Annotated in this window: 22 protein-coding genes and 1 riboswitch; of the genes, 8 read left to right on the forward strand and 14 right to left on the reverse strand. The window is 36.5% G+C overall.

Annotated elements, in window-relative coordinates:
* Positions 1-74: 74 nt before the first annotated feature.
* The 8 genes from hisF to ACSBFT_RS23275 form a co-directional block, all read right to left on the reverse strand.
* Complete coding sequence (hisF, locus tag ACSBFT_RS23240) at positions 75-833, reverse strand: imidazole glycerol phosphate synthase subunit HisF (RefSeq protein WP_489602642.1); 759 nt, start codon at positions 831-833, stop codon at positions 75-77.
* A 3-nt stretch (positions 834-836) separates the two neighbouring features.
* Positions 837-1,286, reverse strand: a complete 450-nt coding sequence (locus ACSBFT_RS23245) for a GNAT family N-acetyltransferase (RefSeq protein ID WP_489602643.1) — start codon at positions 1,284-1,286, stop codon at positions 837-839.
* Entirely contained in the window at positions 1,273-2,013 is a 741-nt protein-coding gene (hisA, locus tag ACSBFT_RS23250) for a 1-(5-phosphoribosyl)-5-[(5-phosphoribosylamino)methylideneamino]imidazole-4-carboxamide isomerase (protein WP_463048592.1), read from the reverse strand. Before hisA ends, ACSBFT_RS23245 begins: the two co-directional genes overlap by 14 nt.
* Positions 2,014-2,610 (reverse strand): imidazole glycerol phosphate synthase subunit HisH, encoded by a 597-nt coding sequence (hisH, locus tag ACSBFT_RS23255; RefSeq protein ID WP_489602644.1) that lies wholly within the window; start codon positions 2,608-2,610, stop codon positions 2,014-2,016.
* Positions 2,611-3,019: 409 nt separating this feature from the next.
* Positions 3,020-3,508, reverse strand: a complete 489-nt coding sequence (locus ACSBFT_RS23260; RefSeq protein WP_463048590.1) for a LytR/AlgR family response regulator transcription factor — start codon at positions 3,506-3,508, stop codon at positions 3,020-3,022.
* 163 nt (positions 3,509-3,671) lie between these two features.
* Positions 3,672-4,421 (reverse strand): LytR/AlgR family response regulator transcription factor, encoded by a 750-nt coding sequence (locus ACSBFT_RS23265; RefSeq protein WP_489602645.1) that lies wholly within the window; start codon positions 4,419-4,421, stop codon positions 3,672-3,674.
* The gene (locus ACSBFT_RS23270) at positions 4,421-5,572 is read right to left on the reverse strand and encodes a sensor histidine kinase (protein WP_489602646.1); all 1,152 of its coding nucleotides are present in this window, start codon (positions 5,570-5,572) and stop codon (positions 4,421-4,423) included. Before ACSBFT_RS23270 ends, ACSBFT_RS23265 begins: the two co-directional genes overlap by 1 nt.
* Before the next feature lies 1 nt (position 5,573).
* On the reverse strand, positions 5,574-7,334 hold the full coding sequence (locus ACSBFT_RS23275; protein WP_489602647.1) for a phospho-sugar mutase: 1,761 nt from the start codon (positions 7,332-7,334) through the stop codon (positions 5,574-5,576).
* Between the two features lie 102 nt (positions 7,335-7,436).
* Positions 7,437-7,636, forward strand: a riboswitch (cobalamin riboswitch).
* Between the two features lie 80 nt (positions 7,637-7,716).
* On the opposite strand from ACSBFT_RS23275, the gene ACSBFT_RS23280 reads away from it, so the two are divergent.
* Together ACSBFT_RS23280 and ACSBFT_RS23285 are read left to right on the forward strand one after the other, a co-directional pair.
* Positions 7,717-9,651, forward strand: a complete 1,935-nt coding sequence (locus tag ACSBFT_RS23280; protein WP_489602648.1) for a TonB-dependent receptor plug domain-containing protein — start codon at positions 7,717-7,719, stop codon at positions 9,649-9,651.
* A gap of 65 nt (positions 9,652-9,716) precedes the next feature.
* Positions 9,717-10,340, forward strand: coding sequence for a hemerythrin domain-containing protein (locus ACSBFT_RS23285; RefSeq protein WP_463048585.1), 624 nt, complete (start codon positions 9,717-9,719; stop codon positions 10,338-10,340).
* Here ACSBFT_RS23285 and ACSBFT_RS23290 read toward each other — a convergent pair.
* Positions 10,324-11,694, reverse strand: a complete 1,371-nt coding sequence (locus ACSBFT_RS23290; RefSeq protein WP_489602649.1) for a phosphatase PAP2 family protein — start codon at positions 11,692-11,694, stop codon at positions 10,324-10,326. The two genes, ACSBFT_RS23285 and ACSBFT_RS23290, sit on opposite strands and share 17 nt — an antisense overlap.
* Positions 11,695-11,811: 117 nt before the next feature.
* On the opposite strand from ACSBFT_RS23290, the gene dnaG reads away from it, so the two are divergent.
* The gene (gene dnaG, locus ACSBFT_RS23295; RefSeq protein WP_489602650.1) at positions 11,812-13,800 is read left to right on the forward strand and encodes a DNA primase; all 1,989 of its coding nucleotides are present in this window, start codon (positions 11,812-11,814) and stop codon (positions 13,798-13,800) included.
* Here dnaG and ACSBFT_RS23300 read toward each other — a convergent pair.
* The gene (locus ACSBFT_RS23300) at positions 13,793-14,446 is read right to left on the reverse strand and encodes a hypothetical protein (RefSeq protein WP_489602651.1); all 654 of its coding nucleotides are present in this window, start codon (positions 14,444-14,446) and stop codon (positions 13,793-13,795) included. The two genes, dnaG and ACSBFT_RS23300, sit on opposite strands and share 8 nt — an antisense overlap.
* A gap of 260 nt (positions 14,447-14,706) precedes the next feature.
* Here ACSBFT_RS23300 and ACSBFT_RS23305 point away from each other — a divergent pair, with 260 nt between their 5' ends.
* Both ACSBFT_RS23305 and ACSBFT_RS23310 read left to right on the forward strand, forming a co-directional pair.
* Positions 14,707-17,277 (forward strand): zinc-dependent metalloprotease, encoded by a 2,571-nt coding sequence (locus ACSBFT_RS23305; RefSeq protein ID WP_489602652.1) that lies wholly within the window; start codon positions 14,707-14,709, stop codon positions 17,275-17,277.
* Positions 17,278-17,402: 125 nt separating this feature from the next.
* A complete protein-coding gene (locus ACSBFT_RS23310) occupies positions 17,403-19,877 on the forward strand; it encodes an OmpA family protein (RefSeq protein ID WP_489602653.1) in 2,475 nt (824 codons plus the stop codon).
* On the opposite strand, the gene ACSBFT_RS23315 is transcribed toward ACSBFT_RS23310, so the two are convergent.
* Together ACSBFT_RS23315 and mutY are read right to left on the reverse strand one after the other, a co-directional pair.
* Complete coding sequence (locus ACSBFT_RS23315) at positions 19,874-20,332, reverse strand: single-stranded DNA-binding protein (protein ID WP_463048579.1); 459 nt, start codon at positions 20,330-20,332, stop codon at positions 19,874-19,876. The two genes, ACSBFT_RS23310 and ACSBFT_RS23315, sit on opposite strands and share 4 nt — an antisense overlap.
* Positions 20,333-20,374: 42 nt before the next feature.
* The gene (gene mutY, locus ACSBFT_RS23320) at positions 20,375-21,412 is read right to left on the reverse strand and encodes an A/G-specific adenine glycosylase (RefSeq protein ID WP_489602654.1); all 1,038 of its coding nucleotides are present in this window, start codon (positions 21,410-21,412) and stop codon (positions 20,375-20,377) included.
* Positions 21,413-21,605: 193 nt separating this feature from the next.
* Between mutY and ACSBFT_RS23325 the strand changes: the two genes are divergently transcribed.
* The 3 genes from ACSBFT_RS23325 (at position 21,606) to ACSBFT_RS23335 (ending at position 24,607) form a co-directional block, all read left to right on the forward strand.
* Positions 21,606-21,890, forward strand: a complete 285-nt coding sequence (locus ACSBFT_RS23325) for an HU family DNA-binding protein (RefSeq protein ID WP_463048577.1) — start codon at positions 21,606-21,608, stop codon at positions 21,888-21,890.
* Between the two features lie 6 nt (positions 21,891-21,896).
* A complete protein-coding gene (locus ACSBFT_RS23330; RefSeq protein WP_489602655.1) occupies positions 21,897-22,712 on the forward strand; it encodes a tetratricopeptide repeat protein in 816 nt (271 codons plus the stop codon).
* A 341-nt stretch (positions 22,713-23,053) separates the two neighbouring features.
* Positions 23,054-24,607, forward strand: a complete 1,554-nt coding sequence (locus ACSBFT_RS23335; protein WP_463048575.1) for an Rne/Rng family ribonuclease — start codon at positions 23,054-23,056, stop codon at positions 24,605-24,607.
* 58 nt (positions 24,608-24,665) lie between these two features.
* Here the strand turns inward: ACSBFT_RS23335 and ACSBFT_RS23340 are convergent, their stop codons facing one another.
* On the reverse strand, positions 24,666-25,814 hold the full coding sequence (locus tag ACSBFT_RS23340) for a hypothetical protein (RefSeq protein WP_489602656.1): 1,149 nt from the start codon (positions 25,812-25,814) through the stop codon (positions 24,666-24,668).
* Between the two features lie 139 nt (positions 25,815-25,953).
* Complete coding sequence (locus ACSBFT_RS23345; protein ID WP_489602657.1) at positions 25,954-26,391, reverse strand: DM13 domain-containing protein; 438 nt, start codon at positions 26,389-26,391, stop codon at positions 25,954-25,956.
* Between the last annotated feature and the right edge of the window lie 42 nt (positions 26,392-26,433).

Here is a 26,433-nt window from a genome sequence, read left to right on the forward strand (position 1 = left end):
TATTCAAATATCTTATGGACTCTTAAAAGGTCAAGCTTAATGCCAAGCTATATGTATCGGCTATTTTGTCATACTTAAAGCCTCATAGATATACCTTTAGTATCTAAATATGATTTAAGTTCTGGAATCCCAATTTCCTTAAAGTGAAAAATGGAGGCGGCTAGGCCGGCATCCGCATATCCTGCTGTAAAAACGTCGTAGAAGTGTTCCATATTACCCGCACCTCCAGATGCTATTATGGGGATTCCTGCATTTCTAGAAATAGTAGAAGTCAGTGCTATGGCAAAACCATCTTTTGTGCCATCTGCATCCATTGAGGTTAAAAGTATTTCTCCTGCCCCTCTTTCTTCCACCTCTTTAGCCCATGAAATGGTTTCAAGGTCTGTAGGAGTTCTGCCACCATGAGTGTGAACCACATGTCTGGTTTTATCTACATGTCTTGTGTCAATAGCCACAACGATACACTGAGAACCAAATTCCTGTGCCAATTCTCCGATAAGCGTAGGGTTTTTTACAGCGGAAGAATTTATTGAAATTTTATCTGCACCAGCATTAAGAAGTGCAGAAACATCGGCTACTGAGCTAATACCACCGCCTACAGTAAATGGGATGTTGATAGTATGTGCCACTTTTTTTACCAAGTCTAAAAGCGTTTTTCTTCCGTCTACAGTGGCGGTAATATCTAAAAAAACAAGTTCGTCAGCACCGCTTTTGGCATACATATCTGCCAGTTCCACTGCGTCTCCAGCATCCCTTAGGTTTACGAAGTTAGTTCCTTTAACGGTCCGTCCTTCTTTAATATCTAAACAAGGTATTATTCTTTTGGTGAGCATCTTCTAATCTTTGTTTTTATAGACGTTTTTGTTAACTATTTCCATGAAGAAATCAGGATGTTCTACCTCATTCCAACCCACTTTATGATAAAGTTTGTGGGCGTCTTTAGTGGCCAGTAACCATCTTCTTAATCCATTTAATTCTGGAATTTCCAAAATGCTTTCCATCATCCATCTGGCGTATCTTTTCCCTCTTTCAGATTCAAGTATAAATACGTCTGCTAAATATGCAAACGTAGTATAATCAGTTATTATTCTGCAGAATCCAATCTGCATCTCAGATTTGTATAATCCTAAAGAAAGACTGTTTTCTATCCCTTTTAAAACAGTTTTTTTAGGAATTTCTGGCGACCAGTAGGATTTGCTTAGAAAGTCATGAATTAAATCAATATCAAGCAAGTCTTTTTGGCTACTTAACAATAAATCATTCTTCCTTTTTTCAAACTGTATCATGTTTTCGAAGAATAAAAGACTTAATCTGGGCGAGCGAAATACGGTTTTCATAGATGGCTTTACCAACGATGACTCCATACAGGTTTTGAGCTGCTAGTTTTTCAATGTCATCGAAATTTGCAACACCACCACTAGCAATTATAAGAGTCTCAGAAAATTGCTGTTTAAGGTTCTTGTATAGTTGGTAGGAAGGCCCTTCCAAAAGACCATCCTTATCTACATCTGTACTTATAATGTATTTCGCACCTAAAGAGATATAGCTTTTAACAAATTTATATATATCCATCTGTGTGTCTTCTTCCCAACCACTTATGGCTATTTTTTCGTTTTTAGCGTCAGCACCAAGAATAATCTTATCTCCTCCATAAGTTTCTAACCAAGAGCTAAACAAGTCGGGGTCTTTAACCGCAATGCTGCCTCCAGTAACTTGAGCTGCTCCATAATCAAAAACCATTTTTAGGTCAGCGTCTGACTGCACCCCGCCACCAAAATCAATGGTTAGCTTGGTATGAGTGGCTATTTGATCTAGAACTTTATAGTTAACAACTTTCTTTAGTTTAGCTCCGTCTAGGTCTACAAGATGCAAGCGGGTAATGCCATTGTCTTCAAATTCTTTGGCTACTTCTAAAGGATTCTCGTTATATATTTTTTTTGTGCCATAATCTCCTTTGGTCAGTCTGACACACTTGGCATCTATAATATCAATGGCAGGAATTATCTGAAACATTTATTTCTTTATGTTTAAAAAATTTCGAAAAATCTGCTCACCTACATCTCCACTTATTTCAGAGTGAAATTGACAGGCATAAAAGTTATCTTTTTGTAAAATGGCAGAGTAAGGCAAAATATAGTCAGTAGTAGCTACCGTATCTTTACATAAAGGAGCATAAAAAGAGTGATTGTAGTAAACATGTTTATGCTCTTCTATGCCAGAAAGCAATTCAGATTTAAAATCAAAAATATTATTCCAGCCGGTTTGGGGAATTTTATGATGCTCTTTTTTAGGGAACTTTATAATGTCTACATCAAAAACTCCAAGACAGTTAGTGTCTCCTTCTTCTGAGTAGTTGCAGAGTAGTTGCATGCCCACGCATGTTCCTAAGAATGGTTGTTTAAGTGTAGGTATTAGTTTGTCTAATCCATTGTCAACTAAACTTTTCATAGCCGTTGACGCTTCGCCTACACCAGGAAAGATAATTCTTTCTGCTGAGGAAAGTTCTTCTGGGTTGTCTGTCAATCTGTAAGATACTCCTATTCTATCAAGGGCGTACATTACAGACATAACATTTCCAGCATTGTATTTAATGATACTTACTTCTGACATATTTTTTCTGAGATATTCAAAATTAGAGGAATCTATAGCAATAGACAATTAGACCAACGAGCTTCTTGGAATAATATAAAAAAAACTTCCTCTGACAAAATAAAACCCAACAAGCTGTCGGGTCTATTTGTTCGCTAAATTTGTCAGGAAAAAAATCTTTATAAACTATTAGTTAAATTCTAAATTAGACTACGAAAATAAGCGAATGAATTGAATATAGCAATGATTTCCCCTAAATAAGCGTATTAAAGAGGCTTTGATAGATATGAAAAATTGTTGTGGAATCACTGTTTTTCAGCTGGTAATGCCACTCAATAAGTTTTTACTATTATAAAAAAAATAAAGTACTGAATTATACAGTACTTCATTATTCGTAACCCAAAAAGTAAAAATTGTCTTTAATGATTTTTTAAACGGAGATCTTTCTCTTCGTTTTCATTCTTATAGTAGAGCCTGCATTTAAACCGCTGGCAGATAAAAATCTCCTATATTGTTTTCTGAAATCCGCAGCCTTTCTTCTTGATATTTCTATGACTTCGTCTTTCAAGTATATTTCTCCTCCTCGACAGTTAAATCTTAAATCTTTTACATGATCAAAATTTACCATAAATGATCGGTGTGGTCTTACAAAGTTTACCACATTTTCTAATTCTTCTTCGAAAATTCTTAGCGTTTTACTACTAATTATTTCATTTCCATTTTTTAGCCTAAAAACCGTATAGTTTTTAGCACTTTGTAAATAGATAATGTCATTAAGATTGACGATTTTTTTACGACCAGCCACTCTTATATGCATATCATTCTGTGATGATAAAGTACCTTTATCCTTAGTATTTAGAGGATTAGTACTTTTGCTTGTTGTCGGTGAAATTTTTTTTATTTGTAAGAGCCTATTCATTAGGTAGCAATTTATTTCCTGAACTTTTAATCTTCAAGTTTGTGAGACGTGTTTTTATAATACGTCTCCAATATATTGCGGAACATCGACTAAATCAAGGGTGATTCGATAACTGGTAGTGTCTGAACAATAAGTGGTGGACTTATTTGCCTTTTTGTTTTTTTTAAGTACTAAGCCATTCCAGAAATTCGGCTTTTTTTCTTCGAGATACCGGTAGTTCTTTTCCCGAATCTGTAAGGATAAGCCCACCATCTCCTCTAATGTATTTCTTTATATATATTTTATTTATAAGATGGGAATGATGGATTCGAAAGAAGTTATACTCGCTTAATAATTCTTCAAAATACTTGATGCTTTTAGAAACTAAAACGGTTCTTTTGTCAACCAAAGAAACTATAGTGTAGTCCTGGGCCGCTTCGCAATGTATAATGTGACCTACCTGTACCAGTTCAAGACCGTTAGTTATAGGCAAAGGGATTTTATTGGTAAGATCTTTAGGTGTTTTCATGTTGCTCAGTAAATTTTGAATTTGACTGGCACTGGAGATGGTATTAATTCTTTCAATGGCTTTTTTTACAGCCATCTGTAACTCTGTGATGTTTATAGGCTTTAAAAGATAGTCTAGTGCGTTAAATTTTATGGCTGTAATGGCGTATTGGTCAAAACCAGTTGTGAAAATGACTTCGAAATTGGTTTCGTCAAACATTTCTAGCATATCAAAGCCAGTATTATGAGGCATTTCTATATCTAGAAAAACTATTTGTGGATTGGTTTCAGAAATGAGTTTAAATCCTTCTTCTGCAGAATTGGCAGTGCCTAGAATCTTTAAATTATCTTCAAGGTAATTATCAATAATAGTTTTTAAGGTGTCTAAGCTCCTGTTTTCATCATCAATAAGTACGCAAGTGTGCATTATTCCATTGTTTTAGGAAATCTTATAGTAACTATTGTGCCGAGGTCTATATCTGTTAATCCATCTGGTATTTCTACGTCGTTTAATGAAAATTCAATATTCGTTTCATTAATTCTGTTGTAGGTTTCCAAACGCTCTTCTGTAATTTTTAGGCCTTGAGAAATATAGCCTTTTCTTGATGTTGTTTGTATTTCTTTGGATCTTTTTCTTCCCACGCCATCGTCTTTTATGGTACAGGTAATGATATTTTCAGACTCTTCAAAGCGTATTTCTAAGGTACCCTTTTTTTTCTTATATCTAAGTCCATGATTGATACTATTTTCTACAAAGGGCTGAAGTACCATGGTCGGTATTTCTATAAGTTTATCTAAATCGGGGTCTACATAAATATGATACTCGAAACTATTCTCGAATCTAAGTTTCTCCATTTCTATATAAAGTTGGAGAAGATGAAGCTCTTCAGAAATGGTTATATATTTGTTTCTAGAGGAGTCTAAAAACATCCTAATAAGAAGAGCAAATTTTGTCAAGTAGTCGTTGGCTAGAAAAGTGTTTTTTTTCATAATATAACTCTGAATAGAATTCAGTGCGTTAAATATGAAATGAGGATTCATTTGTAGCTGGAGTGTCCTTAATTCTAGTTCAATAATTCTTTTTTGCTGTTCCTGTTCTTCCTCTTCTTGACTCTTAATGGCTTTTTCTCGACTATATAAAATAGCAAAAACGCAAAAAAAACCTAAAGCCCAAAACCACCAAGTTCTGTACCACGGCTTGTCAACAATGATTTTAAGACTCATTTCCTTTTTAAGGATACCATCAGATAGTTTTGATATTTGAAATTCATATTTTCCAGGATAAAGGTTGAGAATGTTGACTTCAGAGTCCTTGATGGCTTTCCATTCCGTGCTTTGGGCACTGACCACCTCCATATTAAAAAGACGATATTTCCAGTCTGAATTAAGGTTGTTATCCTGAAAAATAACTTTTAGGTTGTTGTGGTAATAATCGGTATTGAGGATAGAGTCCAGAAAGACTGCTTCTCCTGATATTTCTATTTTTGCAATATAAAAACTAGGAGGCTTCTTAGATTCCTGTGCGACCAATTTTACACAAGGCCATAAAAAGAAAATACTAAGAAGCCATTTAGTCATTTTAGTTTAGAGAAAGTTCTTCTTTAATGTCGTTGACTTTCTTTTTTAAGGACTCAAGCGTTTCATTATAAAGTTCTTTACGCTTTAGCTCTGTTCTTACGCCCACATAAAATTTAATTTTGGGCTCCGTTCCAGACGGCCTACAGGTAAATTTAGTGCCATCTTCTGTAAAGAATTGAAGTACATTAGAGCTCTCAATTCCAAGACCCGTTTGTATATTTTCAATTCCTTTGGTTACAAAATTAGTTCTGGTTAAAGCTTTATAATCATCCATCCTGATAACTGGAGAACCAGCTAATTCTTTCGGAGGATTAGCTCTAAAATCAGCCATCATTTGCTGGATTTCTTCAGCTCCAGATTTACCTTTTTTTGTAACAGAAATAAGACCTTCGTAGAAGAATCCGTATTGCAAATACATTTCTGAAAGGAAGTCAAATAAGCTGTTGCCATTGTGTTTGGCATAAGCCGTTAACTCTGCTATAATAGCACAAGAAGCCACCGCGTCTTTATCTCTTACTTTGTCTCCAATGAGATAACCATAGCTCTCTTCACCACCGCCAATGAACGTTTCCTTACCTTCAGTCTCTCTTATAACCTGAGCGATATACTTAAATCCGGTTAGGGTGTTATAGCATTTAACGCCAGACTTGGCAGCCATGGCATCAATTAGTTCCGTGGTCACTATGGTTTTAGCCACAAATTCATTTCCAGTCAGTTTTTTAGCTTTCTTCCATGCTTTTAGTAAGTAGTAAATAATTAAGCTAGCTGCCTGATTACCATTTAATAATTGCCATTCACCGCTAGGGTCTTTCACAGCCATTCCTACTCTATCAGCGTCTGGGTCAGTTGCCATAACCAAATCGGCATCTATTTCTTTCGCTTTTTTCAGGGATAGGCTCATGGCTTCTTGCTCCTCAGGGTTTGGATAAACTACTGTTGGAAAGTTACCATCAGGCTTTGCTTGTTCTTCCACAATGTGGACATTCTCAAAACCCAGTTGTTTTAATGCCGCTGGTACCATGGTAATTCCAGTGCCATGGATAGAAGAGAAAACAATTTTAAGGTCAGATTGTTTTCTGTTAATGCCAGGAGAGACGCTTATACTTTTTACGGCTTTAAGATATTTTTTGTCTAAGGCAGGTTTAATAATTTTAATGCGTTTTTTTACCCCTCGGAATTTAATTTTGCTAACGGTCGTGATGTTATTTACTTCTTCCACAATGCTCTTATCATGTGGAGCCACTACTTGAGAGCCATCATTCCAATATACTTTATAACCGTTATATTCTCGAGGGTTATGAGAAGCCGTAATTACCAATCCTGCTTGGCAGCCTAGTTCACGCACAGTGAAAGACAGCTGCGGCGTAGGTCTTAGTTCTGGAAAGAGATATGCCGTGATGCCGTTTGCAGAAAATATGTCGGCGGCTATTTGAGCAAACTCAGGCGAAAAGTTTCTACTGTCAAAAGCAATAGCGGCTTTAATATCACCTTCAGGATAGCATTGGTTGAGGTAATTTGCTAATCCTTGAGTGGCAGCACCTACAGTATATTTATTCATCCTGTTTGATCCTACGCCAATTTCGCCTCGCATTCCACCTGTTCCAAATTCTAAATTCTTATAAAAAGAATCTGTCAGTTGATTGATGTTTTTCTCTTCAATCCATTTTTGAATAGTGGCCTTAGTTTCGTCGTCATACTTTCCTTTCAGCCACTTTTTGATGTTTTTTTCTGCGGTTTTGTCTAAACTTAGTTCTTCGAGCATTTCTAATTGGCGTTTTAATGAAAATAATGAACAAGATATACAAGGGTTTTTGCTATTACAAAACATTTAGAATTTATTGAGAGCATTGATATTAATTAGCGTAGTTTTGCGGCAGTTTTTGGTGCTTTTGAATCCAAAGTTCAAGACGCTTAATAGGGAATCATGTTCAATGCATGAGCTGTTACCGCAACTGTAAGGAGTCAATACTTGAGACCACTATCCACTGATACCAAAATGGCGTATTGGGAAGGAAAAATCAAGTGACCCCGAGCCAGGAGACCTGCCTAAAATTATTCTTTTCAATACTGCTACGGTAGATAGCTGTTGATGAGCGGAAGTCAATTTTTTATTTCAATCGATAGATTGAGCAAAACTTTTATCAATGTTTAAATTCTTAAAGAAAAGCGTACTTATCGTATGCTTAATTTCTAGCTCTGTGATGGCACAGGAAACGCTGGAACAAATCACTGTGACTACTACAAAGTTGCCGCAGAAAACCTCCCAATTGACCAAGTCAATGGTCATAATAAACGATTCTCTCATAAAAGCTCATGCTGGCTGGTCTGTTTCAGATTTACTACAAAAACAAGTGGGACTAAATGTAGTAGGTGCAGGCCAAACTCTCGGAAGTATTCAGAGTATCTTTTTAAGAGGGGCCAGTTCAGGTAAAACACTTATTCTAATGGATGGAGCACCGCTTTATGACCCTTCATCTACAGAAGGAAACTTTGATCTAAACCTAATCAATCTTCAAAATATTGAAAGGATAGAAATTTTAAAGGGCGGACAGTCCACACTTTATGGGTCAGATGCTGTGGCTGGTGTCATAAATTTCATATCCAAAAAACAATCTACAGAGAAAGTATCTCTTTATGGTAAACTTAGTTATGGTAGTTTCAATACCCTAGACTTGGGGGTAGGATCTAGAGGAGAGTTGGCTGGCATTGGATACAATATCGGCCTTACTAAAATAAAAAGCGACGGTTTTTCTTCAGCTAATTCGGATTCGCCAGATCCCGAAAATGATGGTTTTGACAAAACTAATTTTGACGCTCAGCTGTCTAAAAAGTTTGGAGATTTTAATATTAGAGCCTTTGCTAGACAAACAAATTACACGGCCGATTTAGATGCAGGAGCCTTTGTAGATGATAAGGATTATGTTTTTGATTCAAAAAACTTTCAATTAGGAACTGGAGCAGACTGGATTAAAGAGAAATTTCAAGTTCATTTAAATATCAACGCTTCTAATGTTAAACGAGAGTTTGAAGATGACTCCACAGATGTTCCTGCCTCCGCTTTTGCTAAATACTCTTTTTCCACTTACGAAAGTAAATCTTCCTTTTTTGATCTGTATTCTCAGTTATTTCCATCCGACAATATTAAGGTATTGCTAGGAATAGACTACCGAGCCCAAAGTATTGCTCAGACTTACTATTCTGTAAGTTCTTATGGGCCGTTTGAGGACGTCCCTTTATTACATGACGACGCTAGCATTAATAATTTCAGTGCTTATTCAGCGGTGGAACTTGCGGCAAACGATAAACTTGGTATTGAGATTGGTGGAAGACTAAACATTCACTCGGAGTATAAAAGCAATTTTTCATACTCACTGAATCCATTTTATAGGCCTAATGAAGTAATGACTGTCTATGGAGTTTTAGCTACAAGTTATAAAAATCCAACACTTTATCAGCTTTACTCACCATACGGAAATTTAGATTTAAAGCCAGAAACTTCAAGAAATTTGGAGATAGGTTTAAAAGTCAATAATACCAGCACAGGATCGTCTGCACAGTTGGCTTGGTTTGATCGAAAGAACAAAAATAAGGTCACCTATTTAAGTCTACAGGAACCACCTTATGGTCAATATAACAACATTGACGAGCAGCAAACGAGTGGTTTGGAAGTATCTATTGGTCAGAAAATAAGTATAGTGAATATTACGGGCAACTATACCTATTTAGATGGTTATAACAGCATGTTATCCAAAGAAGAGCAAAAGTATAATTTGAACAGGATTCCGAAACACGCCATAAATTTAGGTGCAGGTGTAACGGTAACTAAGAAATTGACTCTTGGGGTAGATTATCAGTTTATAGGAGAAAGAACTGATGGGTTCTTTGATTCTGAGCTTTATCAAACAGTGGATGTTACGCTAGATTCTTATTCTTTAATTGATATTAACGCTAGATACCAGTTTACAAAAAAATGGAGTGTTTTTGCATCTGCAACAAACGTTTTTAATAAAAAGTATACGGAGATATATGGTTACAATTCCAGACCTGCTGCTTTTAGGTTTGGGGTAAATTATAACTAAAACCTATTCACCGTCATATTTATAGTTTGAAAGGCTGGGGATATTTGTAAAAAAATAACAGCGTTATGATTTCACAAAGTTTTTATTCAGACCAGCTTTCTTTCTATAAAACGGGTGTTCAAAAAAAGGAAGTACTCCACGAGTATTTTGAAAAATCGGATATCATAGCCCAGATGGAGGGCTTTTCCATAAAAGAATTGCTCAGTTTCTTGAAAGTTTCTCATCAATATTATTTGAAGAAGAAATTGCCGGAAATTGAGCAATCTCTACTTCATATCACTTCTAGATATAGTGAATCTCATGTTGTACTATCCAGTCTAGCCTACTTTTTTAGTGGGTATAAAAATAAGCTCGTTAAACACATGAGGATGGAAGATGACATACTCTTTCCTTATATAGAGGAGCTGATAGAACCAGAAAATTCGGAAGAAAAAATTAAACAAGTATTAGCTAAAAATACGCTTCAGCATTTTGAAGAAAATCATGATGCCATTGAAGATGAACTTTCAGAGGTGAATGAGATTCTTTTTAAACATTCAAGCCAAAGCGAATTACCGATGCCGTTCCGTATTTTTCTAAATCAAATATCTCAGTTTGAAACTGAACTAAAGAAGCACGCCATCATTGAAGATGAAGTCTTGCTTCCAAAGGTTTTTGATTTACAGAGAAAGCTTAGTACCGCATTATAGAAACAGTGGTACTGTCAGAAATTGGGGCTTTTAAATCTAATTTTAAAACATTATTAGCAATCTCCTTGCCAGTGCTAGCACCATTTTTAACAGACATTCTATAATGTATACCCGCATATACAGGTGACACTTCTGCTTCTTTTGCGTAGTTGGTAAAGTTTTTATAGGCTCTTTTTAAGGCTTTATTGTGCTGAGAAGTAATTTCAAAAGTATACACTTCGCCAAATTCGTTCGCAAGAATAGTAGCCACGGCCGATACTACGGCGGCCTGTTCTGAGGTATAGTCTGGGACCGCATTCTCTACTTGCCTAGCGACCCAATGTGGATCTATCGCCTGATTAATATAGGTTACAGGTCTCATAAGATTATTGCTGAACTTACTTTTCCAAGAACTGATGTATGATTCGTGCATGGCAAATGTAACCTTAAGGTATAATTTTAGAGCTTGGTCCAGTTTGTAGTTCTCTTTTGTAATAAGATTCGACACCAAGGCCAGCTGGTTACCAGCCTGCGTTACAGAGCTTGGAGGCATTTCCCAGAAATTCATTATTTCTTTTTGAGCATCATTTAAGTTTGAAGACGTTAAATAAACTTCATAAGCTTCATCAAAAAAGGTAGAATGTTCTTTAAAAGAAAAGGGTTCTGGTGCGGCGGCTTTGAGTGATTTATTGGCCGAAGTAAAGGTTTTCACTTCTCCCCATTTGGGTAATAGCGGTCTCGTTTTCTCACCTGTAGGTTTCCAAGATGCCGCCGAATTAAAAACAGAATTACTTAAAGGATAATTATTATCGTATGCTTTATGGCCGCCGTCTTTTTGAGATAGCGTCCAAATGACTTGAGCCACCTCCGCTCCATATCTGATAGATCTTTCTACGGCATCGCTTCCTACACCGACTTTATAGATTTGCTCATATTTCTTTTTAAGCGTATCCATTTTTGTTTTATAAACATCACTGGTGGTTCCGTAAAGGTTTTTCATCAATGTATGTTGAGAGGAATTAATGGCAAGTGGCCAGTTGTATTCCAGACTTTTATCTATTTCTGGTAAGTTGTCCAAACCCTCAATGCTTGCTTTTAAGCTTTGGCTTGTTGGCATGCCAGATACGGCGGTTTCGTATGCCGCTAGGGCTAAATATGCCATGGACCTGGCGGCTACAGGACCTTCGTAGCCTGGAGTCGCTTTAATAAGTTCTAATTGTAAACCTGCGTAATCGTTTAAGATTCCTGCTGTATATTTAGAAACCTCTGTGGATAGTTCTTCCTGTGTAGGGTTTACTTCGTCTGTGCCTTTACTACAGGAGATTGTAAGCACTGCTGTCAGCCCTATGATAAGGATTGATAATATTTTAGTCATTAGACTACCGTTTTAATTCACCTATAATAATTCAATAACCTTGCCAAATTGAGCTAAAGCTAACTTCAATTGGTGCTATACGAATAACTTTATAGATTTGATATGGTCTAAATAGTTTTGGAAGCATTAATTTTGGGTATGATTCCTCAGGAGACTATACAGCAGATTCTTCAAGCCACAGATGTGGTGGATGTCGTTGGAGATTTCGTTTCGTTAAAGAAACGAGGTGCCAATATGATAGCATGCTGTCCTTTTCATAATGAGAAAACCCCTTCTTTTTCTGTATCTGCTACAAAACAGATTTATAAGTGTTTTGGATGTGGTAAAGGAGGTGACGCCGTTCGTTTTATAATGGACTTGGAGGGACTTAGTTATCCAGAAGCCTTAAAATGGTTGGCGAAAAGGTACGGCATTGAAATTCAGGAAAAAGAATACACTGATGAAGATCTTTTAGCTCAAAACGAGCGAGATAGTCTTTTTATAGTTTCTGAGTTCGCTCAGAAATATTATGTGGATCAGTTAAGCTCTTCAGAAGGAAAAAGCATTGGTTATAGTTATTTTAAGGAGCGAGGATATAATGACGCCACTATTGCCAAATTTAACCTAGGTTACAGTTTAGAAGCTTGGGATGGTTTTACAAATCATGCGATAAAGCATGGATTTACACTTTCTATTTTAGAAAAGGCTGGTCTTACCATTGTTAGAGAAGATAAAGACCCCATAGATAGGTTTAGAGGACGTGTAATTTTTCCTATTAATAATGTAGCAGGCAAGCCGATCGCTTTTGGGGCTAGAATCTTAAAAGTTAATCCCAAGTCTCCTAAATACCTCAATTCTCCAGAGACTGATATCTATCATAAAAGCCGAATAGTATATGGTATTTATACGGCAAAGAATAGCATTCGCCAGGAGGATAACTGTTATTTGGTGGAGGGTTATACAGATGTCGTTTCCTTGAATCAGGCGGGTATTGAGAATGTGGTAGCTTCTTCTGGTACATCTCTTACCAAAGAGCAAATTCAGCTGATTAGGAGGTTTAGTAATAATATTACCGTACTTTATGATGGAGATGCTGCTGGAATAAACGCTTCTTTAAGAGGGACAGACCTCATTTTAGAGGAAGATATGAATGTAAGGGTTGTGGTTTTCCCAGATGGAGAAGATCCCGATAGCTTTGTTCAAAAAGTCGGCTACGAGGAATTTAAGGAATATGTAGAGACAACATCTAAAGACTTTATCAGGTTTAAGACAGAATTAAGTCTAGAGAAAGTAGGGAATGACCCCGTTCTTAAGGCAGGTTTAATAAGCGATTTGGTAGGTACCATCACCAAGATTCCTGATGCCATAAAAAGGGCAGTTTTTTATCAGGAGGTGGCTGCATTACTTCAGATTGACGAAGAAATTCTAATTACGGAAGGAAATAAAATCGGCAGGAAAAGGAGTAATGACGCTCAGAAAAGTAGGAATAACAGCCTTCCGCCTCCAATTGATGAGAACGATTTTCCTCCTCCAGAATTTTTTATGGGCTCTCCAGACGAGTCCCCATCTACCGCTGTTGCCGAGCAAGCCAATATACTCACCGCTATTTCTTTTAAAGAAGAGTTATTTGTTAAAGATTTGGTATGTCATGGTACAGAGGTGATTGAAAAGGATTTAGAATCGGGCGAGGAGGTTTGTTTGGCAGATTACGTGCTGCATGAGATTGGTGATACTAAGTTTCAGTCTGCCAAACTCAATAAAATATTAGAATTATATAGAGCGGAATATGATGCTGGAAGACTTCCATCGACGTCTTTTTTTACCTCTCATCCCGACGAGCAGATACAGCAACAAGTCGTAAACTGGCTCTCTCCCTTATACGAATTAAGTGAGAGCTGGCAAAAGTTCGAGATTTTTGTGCCACCCTATGTAGAACGTCTTGATGAACTCAGCTATAAGAATATTCTGAGAATTAAAAAGGAACGTTTTGAGGGTGAGTACATGGCCATCACAGAGAAAATGATAAATTCAGATGATGCCGATGAACAGGAGTCTCTTATTTTGGATGCTATGAAAGTGAAAAAGCTGGTTCAAAAACTTGCTGACCAGCTCGGCTCCGTTATTTAGAATCTAAATATTTTTTTACGTTTTTATGAAACTGATTGATGATCATTTCGTGAAGAAATGGGTAAAGCTTTTCATCCCTAAACTTTGAGTCGCTTTTATAGTGCGTATTATGCGTCACACGTGTTTTGTTTTCAGATATCTTTTCAAACTTTATGATCTGCGAGCCCGATGATTTTCCGCCATCTACATAACACAGTTTTACGGTTTTATTCTCATGGGAAACTTTACTCACGTAATGGGTGACAGCAAGTTTAAATAATCCAAATACTAATCTTATTACAATAAAAATCAGTTGATTATCTTTCATGCCAGAATACGTATCATCGGCATAAGATACTTTTCTGGGGTCATTGTCGTAGGCGAAAGAGAAGGTGAGATTGCTTCCGCACCAAGATTTGTTTGGAGGAATACTAAGGTATCCATTCCATGTTTTTTCTAGATCGTAATCCAGTTCATAAGCTTTTGAGTGTAAATAAAAGTCTTTGTCGATTCCTTCAAAGTAGCATTTAGAATTGACGCAATCCAGATCTCCAAAAGTATTTAAATTGTATTTATCCAGATAGCTCAATGTCTGCTCAGAATGAATACGATTTTTGTCAATCAGAGAAAGGGCACTTGTTTTACTTTTGGCTAAAAGATCATTCATAGAAAACGAGATTGTATAGGGTCGATTAATTGAAAAAGCAATATGCTTTAAAAAAATTAAAAAAACCAAACCTGAAGCTTGATATTAGATAACGATTAATTCTCATATTCCGTTTTCTTGATAAATAATGCGTTATAAAATTATGAGAATATTGAAAGCGTGAAGGCAGTAAATTATATTGCGAAAATTAATGAATGACGCAGCAAAAGGTATGGATAATGTGTCAATAAAAAATCTAACAAATCTAGAACCAGATAATAATGAAAATTAAAAAAGTAGTGCTCTTTGTCATGTGCTTCTTTGTATTTTTTGCGGCTGACGCCCAAAGGAAAAAGAAAAAAGAGCAAGCCGCTCAAGCCCTTTCCGATAGCTTATCAAAAGCAAAGGAGCCTGAAAAGAAAAAAGAAGAGAAAAAGGGTCCCAAAAAATTCTCAGACTTTATTGATAGCACAGCCATTAGCCAAGTAGGTCTTTTTAACGTTCATTTAAAAGATGACAAGTGGTATTTTGAGGTTGCTGATACCTTGTTGGGTAGAGAAATTATGACCGTTTCTAGATATTCTCAAACGGCAGCAGGAGGGTCCATTTATGGAGGAGAATTGGTCAATAGGCAGGTAGTAAAATTTGAAAAAGGGCCTAAAGACCAACTTTTTCTTAAGTCTATTTCATATATCATCATGAGTCCAGATAGCACTAAGCCTATCGCCACAGCGGTGCGAAATTCAAGTGCCGACCCTATCATTGCAGCTTTTGAAATTAAGGCGATAAAGAATGATACTTTAACGGGTTTTAAATCCTATGTGATTGACATGACATCTACTTTTGATGGAGACGAGCAGATTTTTTCTTTGGGCTCTGTTGATAAGCAAAGATTAAATATTACCAGCATTAAAAAGGATAGATCTTTCATTAAGAGCATTAAAACGTATCCTATTAATACGGAAATTAGAACGGTTAAAACTTTTGGCGTTTCGCCAGAACGTGTTGAATTAAGGCCAACACCTTCTGTTGGTAATTATTTGCCCGCTTCTAAAGATGCCGGGGTGGTGACCATGGAGTTTAACACTTCATTTTTGGTGCTACCAAAGACACCTATGAGAAAGCGACTTTTTGACGCAAGGGTAGGATACTTTGCTAATCAATACGGAGTTTTTAAAGAAGAGTCCCAAAAGTCTGATGCCGATGTTTTTGCGGTGAGGTGGAGGTTAGAGCCCAAAAATGCAGAAGATGCTGAAAGACAGAAGAACGGAGAATTGATAGAACCAGCTAAGCCCATTTTGTATTATGTAGACCCTGCGACCCCTGTAAAATGGAAGTCGTATATCAAAGCTGGAATTGATGACTGGAATGTGGCTTTTGAAGAGGCGGGCTGGAAGAATGCAATTAGCGGGGAATATTGGCCAGAAGAAGATACTACCATGAGTTTGGAAGATGCTCGTTTTTCGGTGGTCAGATACTTTGCTTCACCTATTTCAAATGCCTATGGACCAAATGTTCATGACCCTCGAAGTGGCGAGATATTAGAAAGCCATATTGGCTGGTATCATAACGTCATGAGGTTACTCAGAAATTGGTACTTTGTTCAGACCGCAGCAGTAGACCCTAGGGCGAGAGAAATGGAGTTTGATGATGATTTAATGGGAGAATTAATTCGCTTCGTTTCTTCTCACGAGGTAGGCCATACTTTGGGTTTGAGACATAACATGGGAGCTTCTTCTGCTACACCAGTAGAAAAGCTAAGAGATGACGAGTGGTTAGCTCAAAATGGTCACACCTCTTCTATAATGGATTATGCTAGATTTAATTATGTAGCCCAGCCAGAAGATAGCGTTACGCATTTGTTTGCTGGAATAGGTGTTTATGACAAATGGGCTATTAAGTGGGGTTATAGTTACTTTGTAGATGCTGCTGATGAAGAGCAAGAAAAGTTACTGTTAAATGAATGGACGAAGGAGGCTAATAAAACACCTAGATTAAGGTTTGGTACAGAAATTAGTCCTTATGACCCTAGATATCAAACAGAAGATTTGGGAGATAATGCCATGCTGGCCTCTTCTTATGGAATTAAAAACATGAAGAGAATCGTGCCGAATTTAGAAAACTGGAGCAAAAAGGACGCTGAATCATACAAAGAATTAAGAGAATTACATGTGCAAGTAACCACTCAGTTTAAAAGATATATGGGGCATGTCACCAAGAATATTGGCGGAGTTTATGATTCACCAAAAACTTACGATATGGAAGGTGAGCAATTTACTGTGGTACCAAAAAGTACACAAAAAGAAGCTGTAAGTTTTCTTAACGAGCAGTTGTTTAAAACACCAAACTGGTTATACCCATCAGGAATTTATAGCAAAACCAAAGTAGAAACAGGTGTGGAAGCGATAAAGAGTTTACAGTCGGCTACTTTAGGTCAAGTGTTGGAGGGGGAAAGGCTTGCCAGAATATTAGAATATAGTGCATTGTCTACCGACAACTATTCAGTGGATGAACTACTAACGGATTTAGAAACTGGCATTTTAGGCGAGCTGAAATTGGCAAGTAAGGCAGATCAATACAGAAGAAATTTACATAAAGTATATGTTACAGAGTTAATAGGTCTTTTGGAGCCAGGTAAAGCTGTAATGAGATCTATACCGGTAGGGGTGACTTATGGTTTTGAAAGTCAAACAGTGAACTTGAACGAAACAGACCTTCCTTCAATTGCTAGAGGGCATTTAGTTGCAATAAAAAGTAAACTTATTGTTGCTCAAAGGGTTAGTGATAAATTATCCGCTTTTCATTACAAAGATTTGTTAGAAAGAGTGGAGTTAGCTTTAGACCCAAAATAGCTTATTTCGGGATTTTATAGGAATCTGTCGTTAATTTTAACGACAGATTTTTTTTGATATATGTTTATCAGGGGCACGATTTTTGCTTAGTTTAGCGTTAAAGTCTTACATTTAAAAACGCACTGTTGAATCGCTTACTTATCGTCGGATTAATGCTCTTGACTATCTCGTCTTTTGCCCAAAGTGGTAATTGGCAGGTGGACAAATTGGGTCAGGATTATGCGAAATTATCCTACCAGAGAGTTATTACGGACGCTAAAACCATTTTAAAAAGAGATAATTCTTTGACAGATGCTCAAAGAAAAGAGGTGCTAAGTAAGCTTTCGTATTCGCTTTATAATATCAATGATTACAAGCAAGCGGAAGAATATTTTCAGAGTTTGGCAAGTTTGGCACAAGATAATACAAAGGAAGACAATGACATTCTTTTGAAATATGCTAAAGTTTTAGCAGGGAATGGAAAACATGCTCAGTCTTCCAAGGTTTGGAGTAAGTACGGTGAGCGAAATCCTAAAGATTTAAGAGCAGGTGATTTTACCGCACTACAGTCAAATACTGAACCGCTCATAAGGAATGCAGCAAGTTATGAAACATATCTACTTCCAATAAATACCAATCATGCAGATTTTAGCCCTACAAGATATGCCGGTGGGCTTGTTTTTGTTTCAGGTAGAGGGAAAAACACCCCCATTAAGCGTGTATTTGCTTGGGATAATTCGTCTTTCCTTGATTTGTTTTATTTGGATGACGAAAGTCAACTAAATTCCAGCTCCTCTGCAGGTTTAAGCTCTAGTGCAACGGCTTCAATAGCAGAACCTGATTTAAGAGCTGATTATTTTACTACGCAAACGGCCAACGATGGTCCAACTTTAGGTTTGAAAAGTGCTTTAGGTTTTTTAACAAAACCTAAGCTAGAGTCGGATAGGATGAATGGTGCAATAAACTCAAGTTATCATGACGGACCTTGTCAATTTTATAATAATGGGGAAAGCGTCATTTTTACAAGAAATGGCATTAGAAATTTAGATTATGTTTCAGAAGATGGTGTCAATAGGATTCATCTTTATATGGCTAAAAAGATAGGGGATCAGTGGGGGAATTTAGAAGGCTTTCCGTATAACGACGGCAATTATTCTACTGGACATCCAGCGTTTATGCCAGACGAGAATATTTTGTTTTTTGCATCAGATATGCCCGGCGGTTTTGGTGGGGTAGATATTTATTTTTCTAAATTTCATAATGGCGAGTGGTTGGAGCCACAAAATGCTGGCATAACCGTTAATACGGAGGGAAATGAAATGTTTCCCTATATAGATGAACAAAACAATCTTTACTTCTCTTCAGATGGTCATCCGGGTCTTGGCGGATTAGATATTTTTACGGTTTCTTTGAATAGTGAGGGAATTCCAATATCTGGAATGCATAATTTAGGGGCACCTTTAAATTCGGCTGCAGACGATTTCGGTATCCTTACAGACTCCGATTTGAAAAAAGGTTATTTTAGTAGTAATAGAAAGCGTGGCGGAGGCGATGATGACATTTATAGTTTTACCAGAATAGGAGAAAAGTTTGGTTGTAAGGATGTCTTGGTAACCGTTAAAAATGACAATAATGGGAAAACAATCGCAGGTCTAGATTTCGTCTATTATGAGTCTTTGAGTCCTAATGAAAAGAAGAAAGCAAAGACAGATAACTACGGTAATGTTAAATTATGTCTAAATGCGGAGTCTAATTATTACTTCGAGTTTTCCGATAAAGATTTTAAAAGTCCCAAAGTACATTTTCACACCAAAGGGATTTCGGACTTTAGAGAAACTCCTTTTGAAATTATCTTAAGTGAAAGGCTAGAGCCGATTAAACCTAATATTCTTCAGCCGCAAGTTATGGCTCGTCAGAGAGACTTGAGTGACGAAAGGAGATATAGAGGTATTGTTTTCTTGGGAGATGTAACACAACCATTGGCTGGGATTAGAGTGCGGTTTATTAATAAATGCACAGATGAAACAATCGAACTATTGACTGCGAAAAACGGTCAGTATGATTTTATAAGAGACCCAAGCTGTGACTATGAATTTACAGCAATAAAAGCGGGCTATGCCACTAATTATGAATTTGTACCAAGCACTTTAAAAGCCGGTGTTAAGTCTGATGCAGTAGCTATTGGTAGTAAAGTCGCTGTGAAATCAAAAAAAGAATCGGAGTCATTCTTTGACCCAAAGGTTTTTAAGGTTGGCGATTTTGTGAAGTTGGATAATATTTATTATGAAACCAAAGACTATGAACTTGCTTCTAATTCTAAAAATGATTTAGACCAATTGGTTTTAGTGATGAGGGCTTATCCAGCCATGGTAATTGAGGTTTTCTCACATACAGATTCAAGAGGAGAAGCTGGTGCCAATCTCATTTTATCCCAGAAAAGAGCGGACGCAGTTAAAGGATACCTTACAGGTAGAGGAGTAGACTCTTCTAGAATAAAAGCCGTTGGGATGGGAGAGGAGTCGCCTATAAATAAATGTGGCGACGGTATTCAGTGCACAGAGGCCGAATACCGACGCAATAGAAGAACAGAGTTTAAGATTTTACAGATTGAAAGGATTTAAAAAGGTAAGTCGTCTTCATCACTTCCATTTGGTATTTGCTCAGGAGAAGGTTCTGAAGAGCTTTGAGACGTTTGATTGCCATAATTACTTGAGGAGTTGCTTCCAGAACTGCTTTCGCCCCCAGGTCTCCCGCCTAACATCTGCATATTATTAGCTCTTATTCTCACGCCCGTTTTTTCTTGGCCATTCTGGTCTGTCCATTTTTCGGTTCTTATTTTTCCTTCTATATATAAGGGGTCACCTTTTTTTACATACTGCTCCACCACACTGGCTAAACCTTCCCAGATTTCTATTCTATGCCATTCGGTTTGACTTTGTTTTTGGCCAGTTCTGTCAGTATAAGTCTCTGTGGTGGCTAGCGAAAAGTTAGCCACTTTGGAGCCACTTGGTAGCGTTCTTATTTCTGGATCACCACCTACATTGCCTATTAATATTACCTTGTTTAATCCCGCCATGGTGTTTATTTACTTCAGTTATTGATAATTGATAAAGATACATCACTCTATGGTAATGTCCAATATATACTTTTCTATCAATTTATGCTTGGGCAATTGTTCAATATCCTCAAGTTCATAGAAAAAAGAACGGAGTTCTTGTGGAATATTTTTTAGTTCAATGGGCCAGAAAAAGGTATGTATCCTTTGGTGAGTTAAGATTTGCTTACTGAAAATGGGTGTTCCAATACTCATTGTAGTGGACACCCACTCAGGGAATAATGACTTTAAATCATCAATTACTTCTGTTTTATTCTCTGTTTCAATGAGATAAAATTCATATAACCCTTTCCAAATATCCTGCTTTTCACGCTTTTCCAAGAAATATTTACCTTCATTTTTGAGTACGAGATAGTTGAAAAATCTATTTTTAATTGAAGTCTTTTTTAGTTTTACTGGGTAAGCTTTCTGGCTTTTTGCCTTAAAAGATCCACAATGAATTTGTACTGGGCAAACCTCACATGAAGGGTTTTTAGGCGTGCAAACAGTGGCTCCTAATTCCATCATTCCTTGATTAAAATCAGCAGGATTGTCATGGTCAATTAAACTTTGAGCAAGCTCTGAAAATTCTCTTATGCCATTTGATGAGTTGACAGGAGTATGAATTTCGTATATCCTTGATAGTACTCTGTAGACATTTCCGTCAACGACGGCTTTAGCTTCTCCGTATGAAATAGAGGAGATTGCCGCCGCCGTGTAGGCTCCAACTCCTTTGAGTTTTAACAAATCTTTATAGCTTTTTGGGAACACTCCTTGGCACTCTTCCACTACAAATTTTGCCGCAGAATGTAGGTTCCTAGCCCTAGAATAATAGCCCAAACCTTGCCAAGTTCTAAGCACCTCAGATTCTTCTGCTTCTGCCAATTCGTTTACCGTTTCAAACTTGGTAATGAATGTCAAGTAATAAGGTAAACCTTGATCAACTCTTGTCTGTTGTAAAATAATCTCTGAAAGCCAGATTTTATAAGGATCGTTGGTATTTCGCCATGGTAAGTCCCTTTTATTTAATTGATACCATTTGATAATTTGTTTCGAAAGCATGATGAAGTTTAATAAAATTTACTTAAATGTAGCCCCCACGGTAACTGTCTTGTAGTAAATTAACTAGGTTAAAATATTTGTATTAATTTGTGTGTGTAAAATCAATTAGGCTATCTTTGCAAACCCATTAAAGTATTTAAGATGCTAAAGCATCTTAATAATCTCTTAAGTATAACTAAAATAATTTAATAAAGTGACTAAAGCAGAAGCAATAGCAGCAATATCTGACAAGACTGGCATCGATAAAGCCAGCGTTTCTACAACATTAGAAGCCTTTTTTGTAACCGTAAAAGACACCTTAGGTAGTGGTGAAGCTCTTTATGTAAGAGGGTTTGGAAGTTTTGTAAATAAGAAAAGAGCCGCTAAAAAGGCCAGAAACATCTCAAAGAAAACTACAGTTACTGTACCTGAGCACCATATCCCTAGTTTTAAACCTGCTAAGGAATTTGTTGATATGATTAAGGAAAATATTAAGTAACATTAAATGTCTGGCGGATTGAAACCTATAAGTCACTTTGGGATTGTTTTATTAGTAGGAGTTTTACTCTCTTTAGGGTTATATTTCTTGCCAAAAACGGTTGTTAAAAACGAAGTTGCTACGGATGGAAACTCCGCCAGCTCTACTTCTCCAGAAGGGAAGGGAAGTGACCACGCAGTTCTTAATGCAGAGCAAGAACAAAAACTTAAGACTATAAAAGCCTCAAATTTGTCAGGGGAAGAAAAGAATCAATCTTTGGTTGATTTTTTTAGCGAGCAAAATGTTTTTGATAGTGCAGGTTATTATACGGGTATAATAGCAGAAGCTACTAATTCTGAAGAAAGCTGGCTAAAAGCTGGTGATTATTACTATCAAGCTTATTCATTAAGTTTAAATCCTGTTAAAAGGGAAGAATTGGCTGAGAAAACCAGATCGGTTTATCAGAAAGTTTTGACGCTTAATCCAAATCAGTTGCAAGCCAAGACAAATATGGCGATGACCTATAGTACATCTAGCTCTCCTATGCAGGCGGTGCTTTTGTTAAGACAAGTTTTGGATCAAGAGCCAAGATTTGTTCCTGCCTTAATGAGCCTAGGGGCACTTTCTATGCAGTCTGGTCAATATGATAAAGCGGTTTCGAGATTTCAACAAGTTTTGGGTATAGCTCCAGGGAATTTAAACGCCCAATTGGGACTTGCTTACAGCTGGATAGAAGTAGGAGAGAAAGAGAAAGCAAAAGCTCTTTTATTAGACTTGTCAAAACAAAATGTTGGTGATGTTCTGCAAAATGAAATCAACAACACTTTGAAAAGTTTAAACTAATTTTTACTTTTGCGGTTCGATAATAACTAGCCTTTTCCCATAAGGTGTTATTTCAAAGAAATTATTTTAAAATCAACCCAGTGGGATTGGGTGTTTAGCTTATAAAATATGCCTTGCGGAAAGAAAAGAAAAAGACATAAAATGTCTACTCACAAAAGAAAGAAGCGTTTAAGAAAAAATAGACACAAGAAGAAATAATCTTCTTTTGCTACCATATATTTAATTCTTCTAAATAAATTAGCAGTTAGCAGAGGAGCTATTTTTTATATAGATCTGATCTGTTTACTGCTTTTTTATTTAAATTACATTATGATTTTATCACCCTTAATTCTAACTCAAATTTGAGCAACGAATTATTTATAAGTTCCACGCAAAAAGGTGAGCGAATAGCTCTTTTGCAGGATAAACGTCTTATTGAATATCACTTTGACAATGCAGAAAGCCATTTTGCTGTTGGGGATATATATTTAGGGACGGTCAAAAAAGTAGTTTCGGGCTTAAATGCCGCTTTCATAGATATTGGTTATGAGAAAGATGCTTTCTTGCATTATCATGATCTCAGCCCCAATATTAAATCCTTAAACGCCTACACTAAAGGTATTCTTAATAAGAAGCCATTTAGTCCTAGGTTAAAAGGTTTTAAACTACAGCCTCAGATAGATAAATTAGGAAAAATTTCGGATGTCTTAACCAAAGGGCAACCTATTTTGGTTCAGGTGGTTAAGGAACCGATTTCTTCTAAAGGACCTAGATTATCATGCGATATCTCCATTGCTGGAAGATATGTGGTTTTGGTGCCCTTCGCTAATGCAGTTAATATTTCCAAGAAAATTACCAGTAAACAAGAAAGACAAAGACTTCACAAGTTATTGTATTCTGTTAAGCCGGATAATTTTGGAGTTATAGTAAGAACTGTTGCAGAAAATAAGGATATACAAGAGCTACAGCGTGATTTAGAAGAGTGCGTAGAGAAATGGGAAGCAGGTATAGCAGCTCTAAAAGGAGCTAAAGCTAGAGACAGGATAGTAACCGAAATGGACAGAGCAGCATCTCTTTTAAGAGATATGCTTAATGATGATTTTGACAATATTGTAGTTGACGATAGTGGCAATTACGACAAAATCAGTTCATTTTTGCAAAATATTGCACCTGAAAAGGCCAAGATATTAAAGCTGCATAATGGCAAAACCAAACTTTATGAGCACTACGGTATTGAAAAACAGTTGAAATCTTGTTTTGGTAAATCTGTTAGTTTGCCTAGCGGTGGCTATTTGATTATTGAGCATACAGAGGCTTTACACGTTATTGATGTAAATAGCGGTAATAAATCTACCAAAGAGGAAGACCAAGAAGCTACTGCAATAAATGTTAATACAGAAGCAGCCAAAGAAATAGCTCGCCAGCTACGTCTTAGAGACATGGGTGGTATAGTGGTGGTTGATTTCATTGACATGAAAAAGGCACAGAACAGACGTGAGATTAACGACGTTCTGAAAGCTGAAATGAAAGGAGATAGGTCTAAGTATACTATTTTGCCTATTACAAAATTTGGATTAGCTCAGATTACGCGTCAGAGAGTAAGGCCAGAGATGAATATCATTACCAAAGAAAAGTGCCCTACATGTAGTGGTACAGGTAATATTCAGGCTAGTATTGCTGTAACAGATACCATACAGAATCATTTAGAGCATCTTATGGAGAAGCAGAATGAACCTGGTCTTAGTATTATTTTACATCCATTTATATATGCATATTATAGAGAGGGATTCCTATCTAGGCAAATGAAATGGTTTATAAAATATAAGAAATGGATTAAGCTTACTAAAGATTCATCTTTAGGAGTTACAGATTTTCACTTTATTAATTCACACGGAGAAGAAATAGAATTAGCTTAAGAAGTTAATTAAAGAAATTTGAAGTCCCTTTGAGTATTTATTCAAAGGGACTTTTGCATTAATAATTGTCATAAAACTTTTTTACTCTTCTAGTAAATTGCTCATAAATAGGTTTAGAGAATTCAATGAATAACTGCTGAGGGGCAGGAGGGAGTTCTTCTCTATTTTTGGTGAGTGCCAGTTCCTTTTCTGTCAGTGCTCTTTGATCTCCATTATAGCTAGACCATTCATTGACCCATATAAACTCGCCAGGGAACTCTTCTTTTTTTAGAATAGTCTTATTTTTGAAGTCCGTTATTTCCATGAGAAGTAAACCTTTAGAGCTTACAATCTTTTTATTAAAGGAGTATTTGGCATTTACTTTACCGTAAACATCTACGGTTTCTCCCTTAATTTTGGCAGTTCCAGTTTTTACACTATCCACACTGGTTAGAGTACTTTCTTTTCTTTCTAGATAAGTTTCTCCTACCACAAAATCAACAAACTCTAATCTGACCACATGGTCCGGTTTAAGGTGGAGTGATCCTGCTTCAGAGGGGGAGTAAAATCTTATAAACTTATTTATTCTTTTGTTTTCTTTGAGAAATTCATCAATTCTATCTTGAAAGTATTGATGGCTTAATGCATAAGTTCTAGAATTTACAGAAGGCTGTTCTACCACAACATGATAGGAGCCAAGATTAAGAGCCTCGTCCATCTTTTCCCTAGTATCTTTGTAGTTTGGAGCAAATTGGAATAATTTCTCAAAAGCGTCAAATGATGCTCTTCCGCTTTCAATTGTACCTTTCCTTAGCATTTCAGAAGCATATATGTATCTTTCCGTGGCCGCTAAATCTCTGGCTTGCTCTGTTTCTTTAAAGAAGGATTTAGGACTCACCACTCTTCTACAGGCGGTGCACTTGGCAATGAGATCATGCATTTTGTTAAGCTTGGAATAGTCCTCCAAAACTCTTTCCCATTTAAACTGTTGGTCGGCATTTTTTGCAATTGAAATATCTGAGAGAAGCTCTTTTGCGGCATTGTTATAGGCTTCTGGAAGAACAGCTAATGATTTATCGTTGTCAATATCTTTTTTTAGCTTTTCAACAGATTGTAGTACGGCATTATAGTAATCTCCCTTGTCTAAAGCCTTAGTTCCACTTTTACTGCAGGCGGACGACACTAGAAATGGGATGGTTAATAGTAGATGTTTTAGTTTAATTCTCATGATTTGAATAAGGTTAAAATTGAAATCTCAAACAATTTAGGTGACATTAAGGGAGATTTTCAAAGTTAAGAAACGACTTAACAAATCATTATAAACTTCAATGGAATTTATAAAACGGTATAATATAGTCGTTTAAGAACTATTTCATCATTAGTTCGGCACTCCCGAAATTAACTTTGAAGAGTTTGCACCAGATTAAAACGTATTTCTGTTTAGTTAAATCAACTTCTGCAGGAAGGTCATAAATTAAATTCCCGTTTTCTACTTTGTTGCTAATCTGGATAAAATTCTTGGCATTCGTATTTTCCGCCAAATAAACACGTAAGTCTGGCCCAGAGTCCGTTTTGAAATTAGTGAATTTTAGTTTTTTTACGCCATTGTCTTCAAAAATTTGCACCATTCCTGAGGTGGCATGAGCATCTCTTTTGAAATCTCCTAGGTATAATACAGTTGCCCCTTCATCATTCAATAACGGTTGTTCATCAGAAATCACCATGGGTGGATTAATATCCATTTTAGTGCAGCCAGAAAATACTATTGGGATGAGAAAAATAAGGATGTATAAAGGATTTTTCATAAAGCAGGAGAACTTAGTTTTAAGAAATATCGTATATAAAAG

Source organism: Arcticibacterium sp. SM2516, from assembly GCF_057914865.1.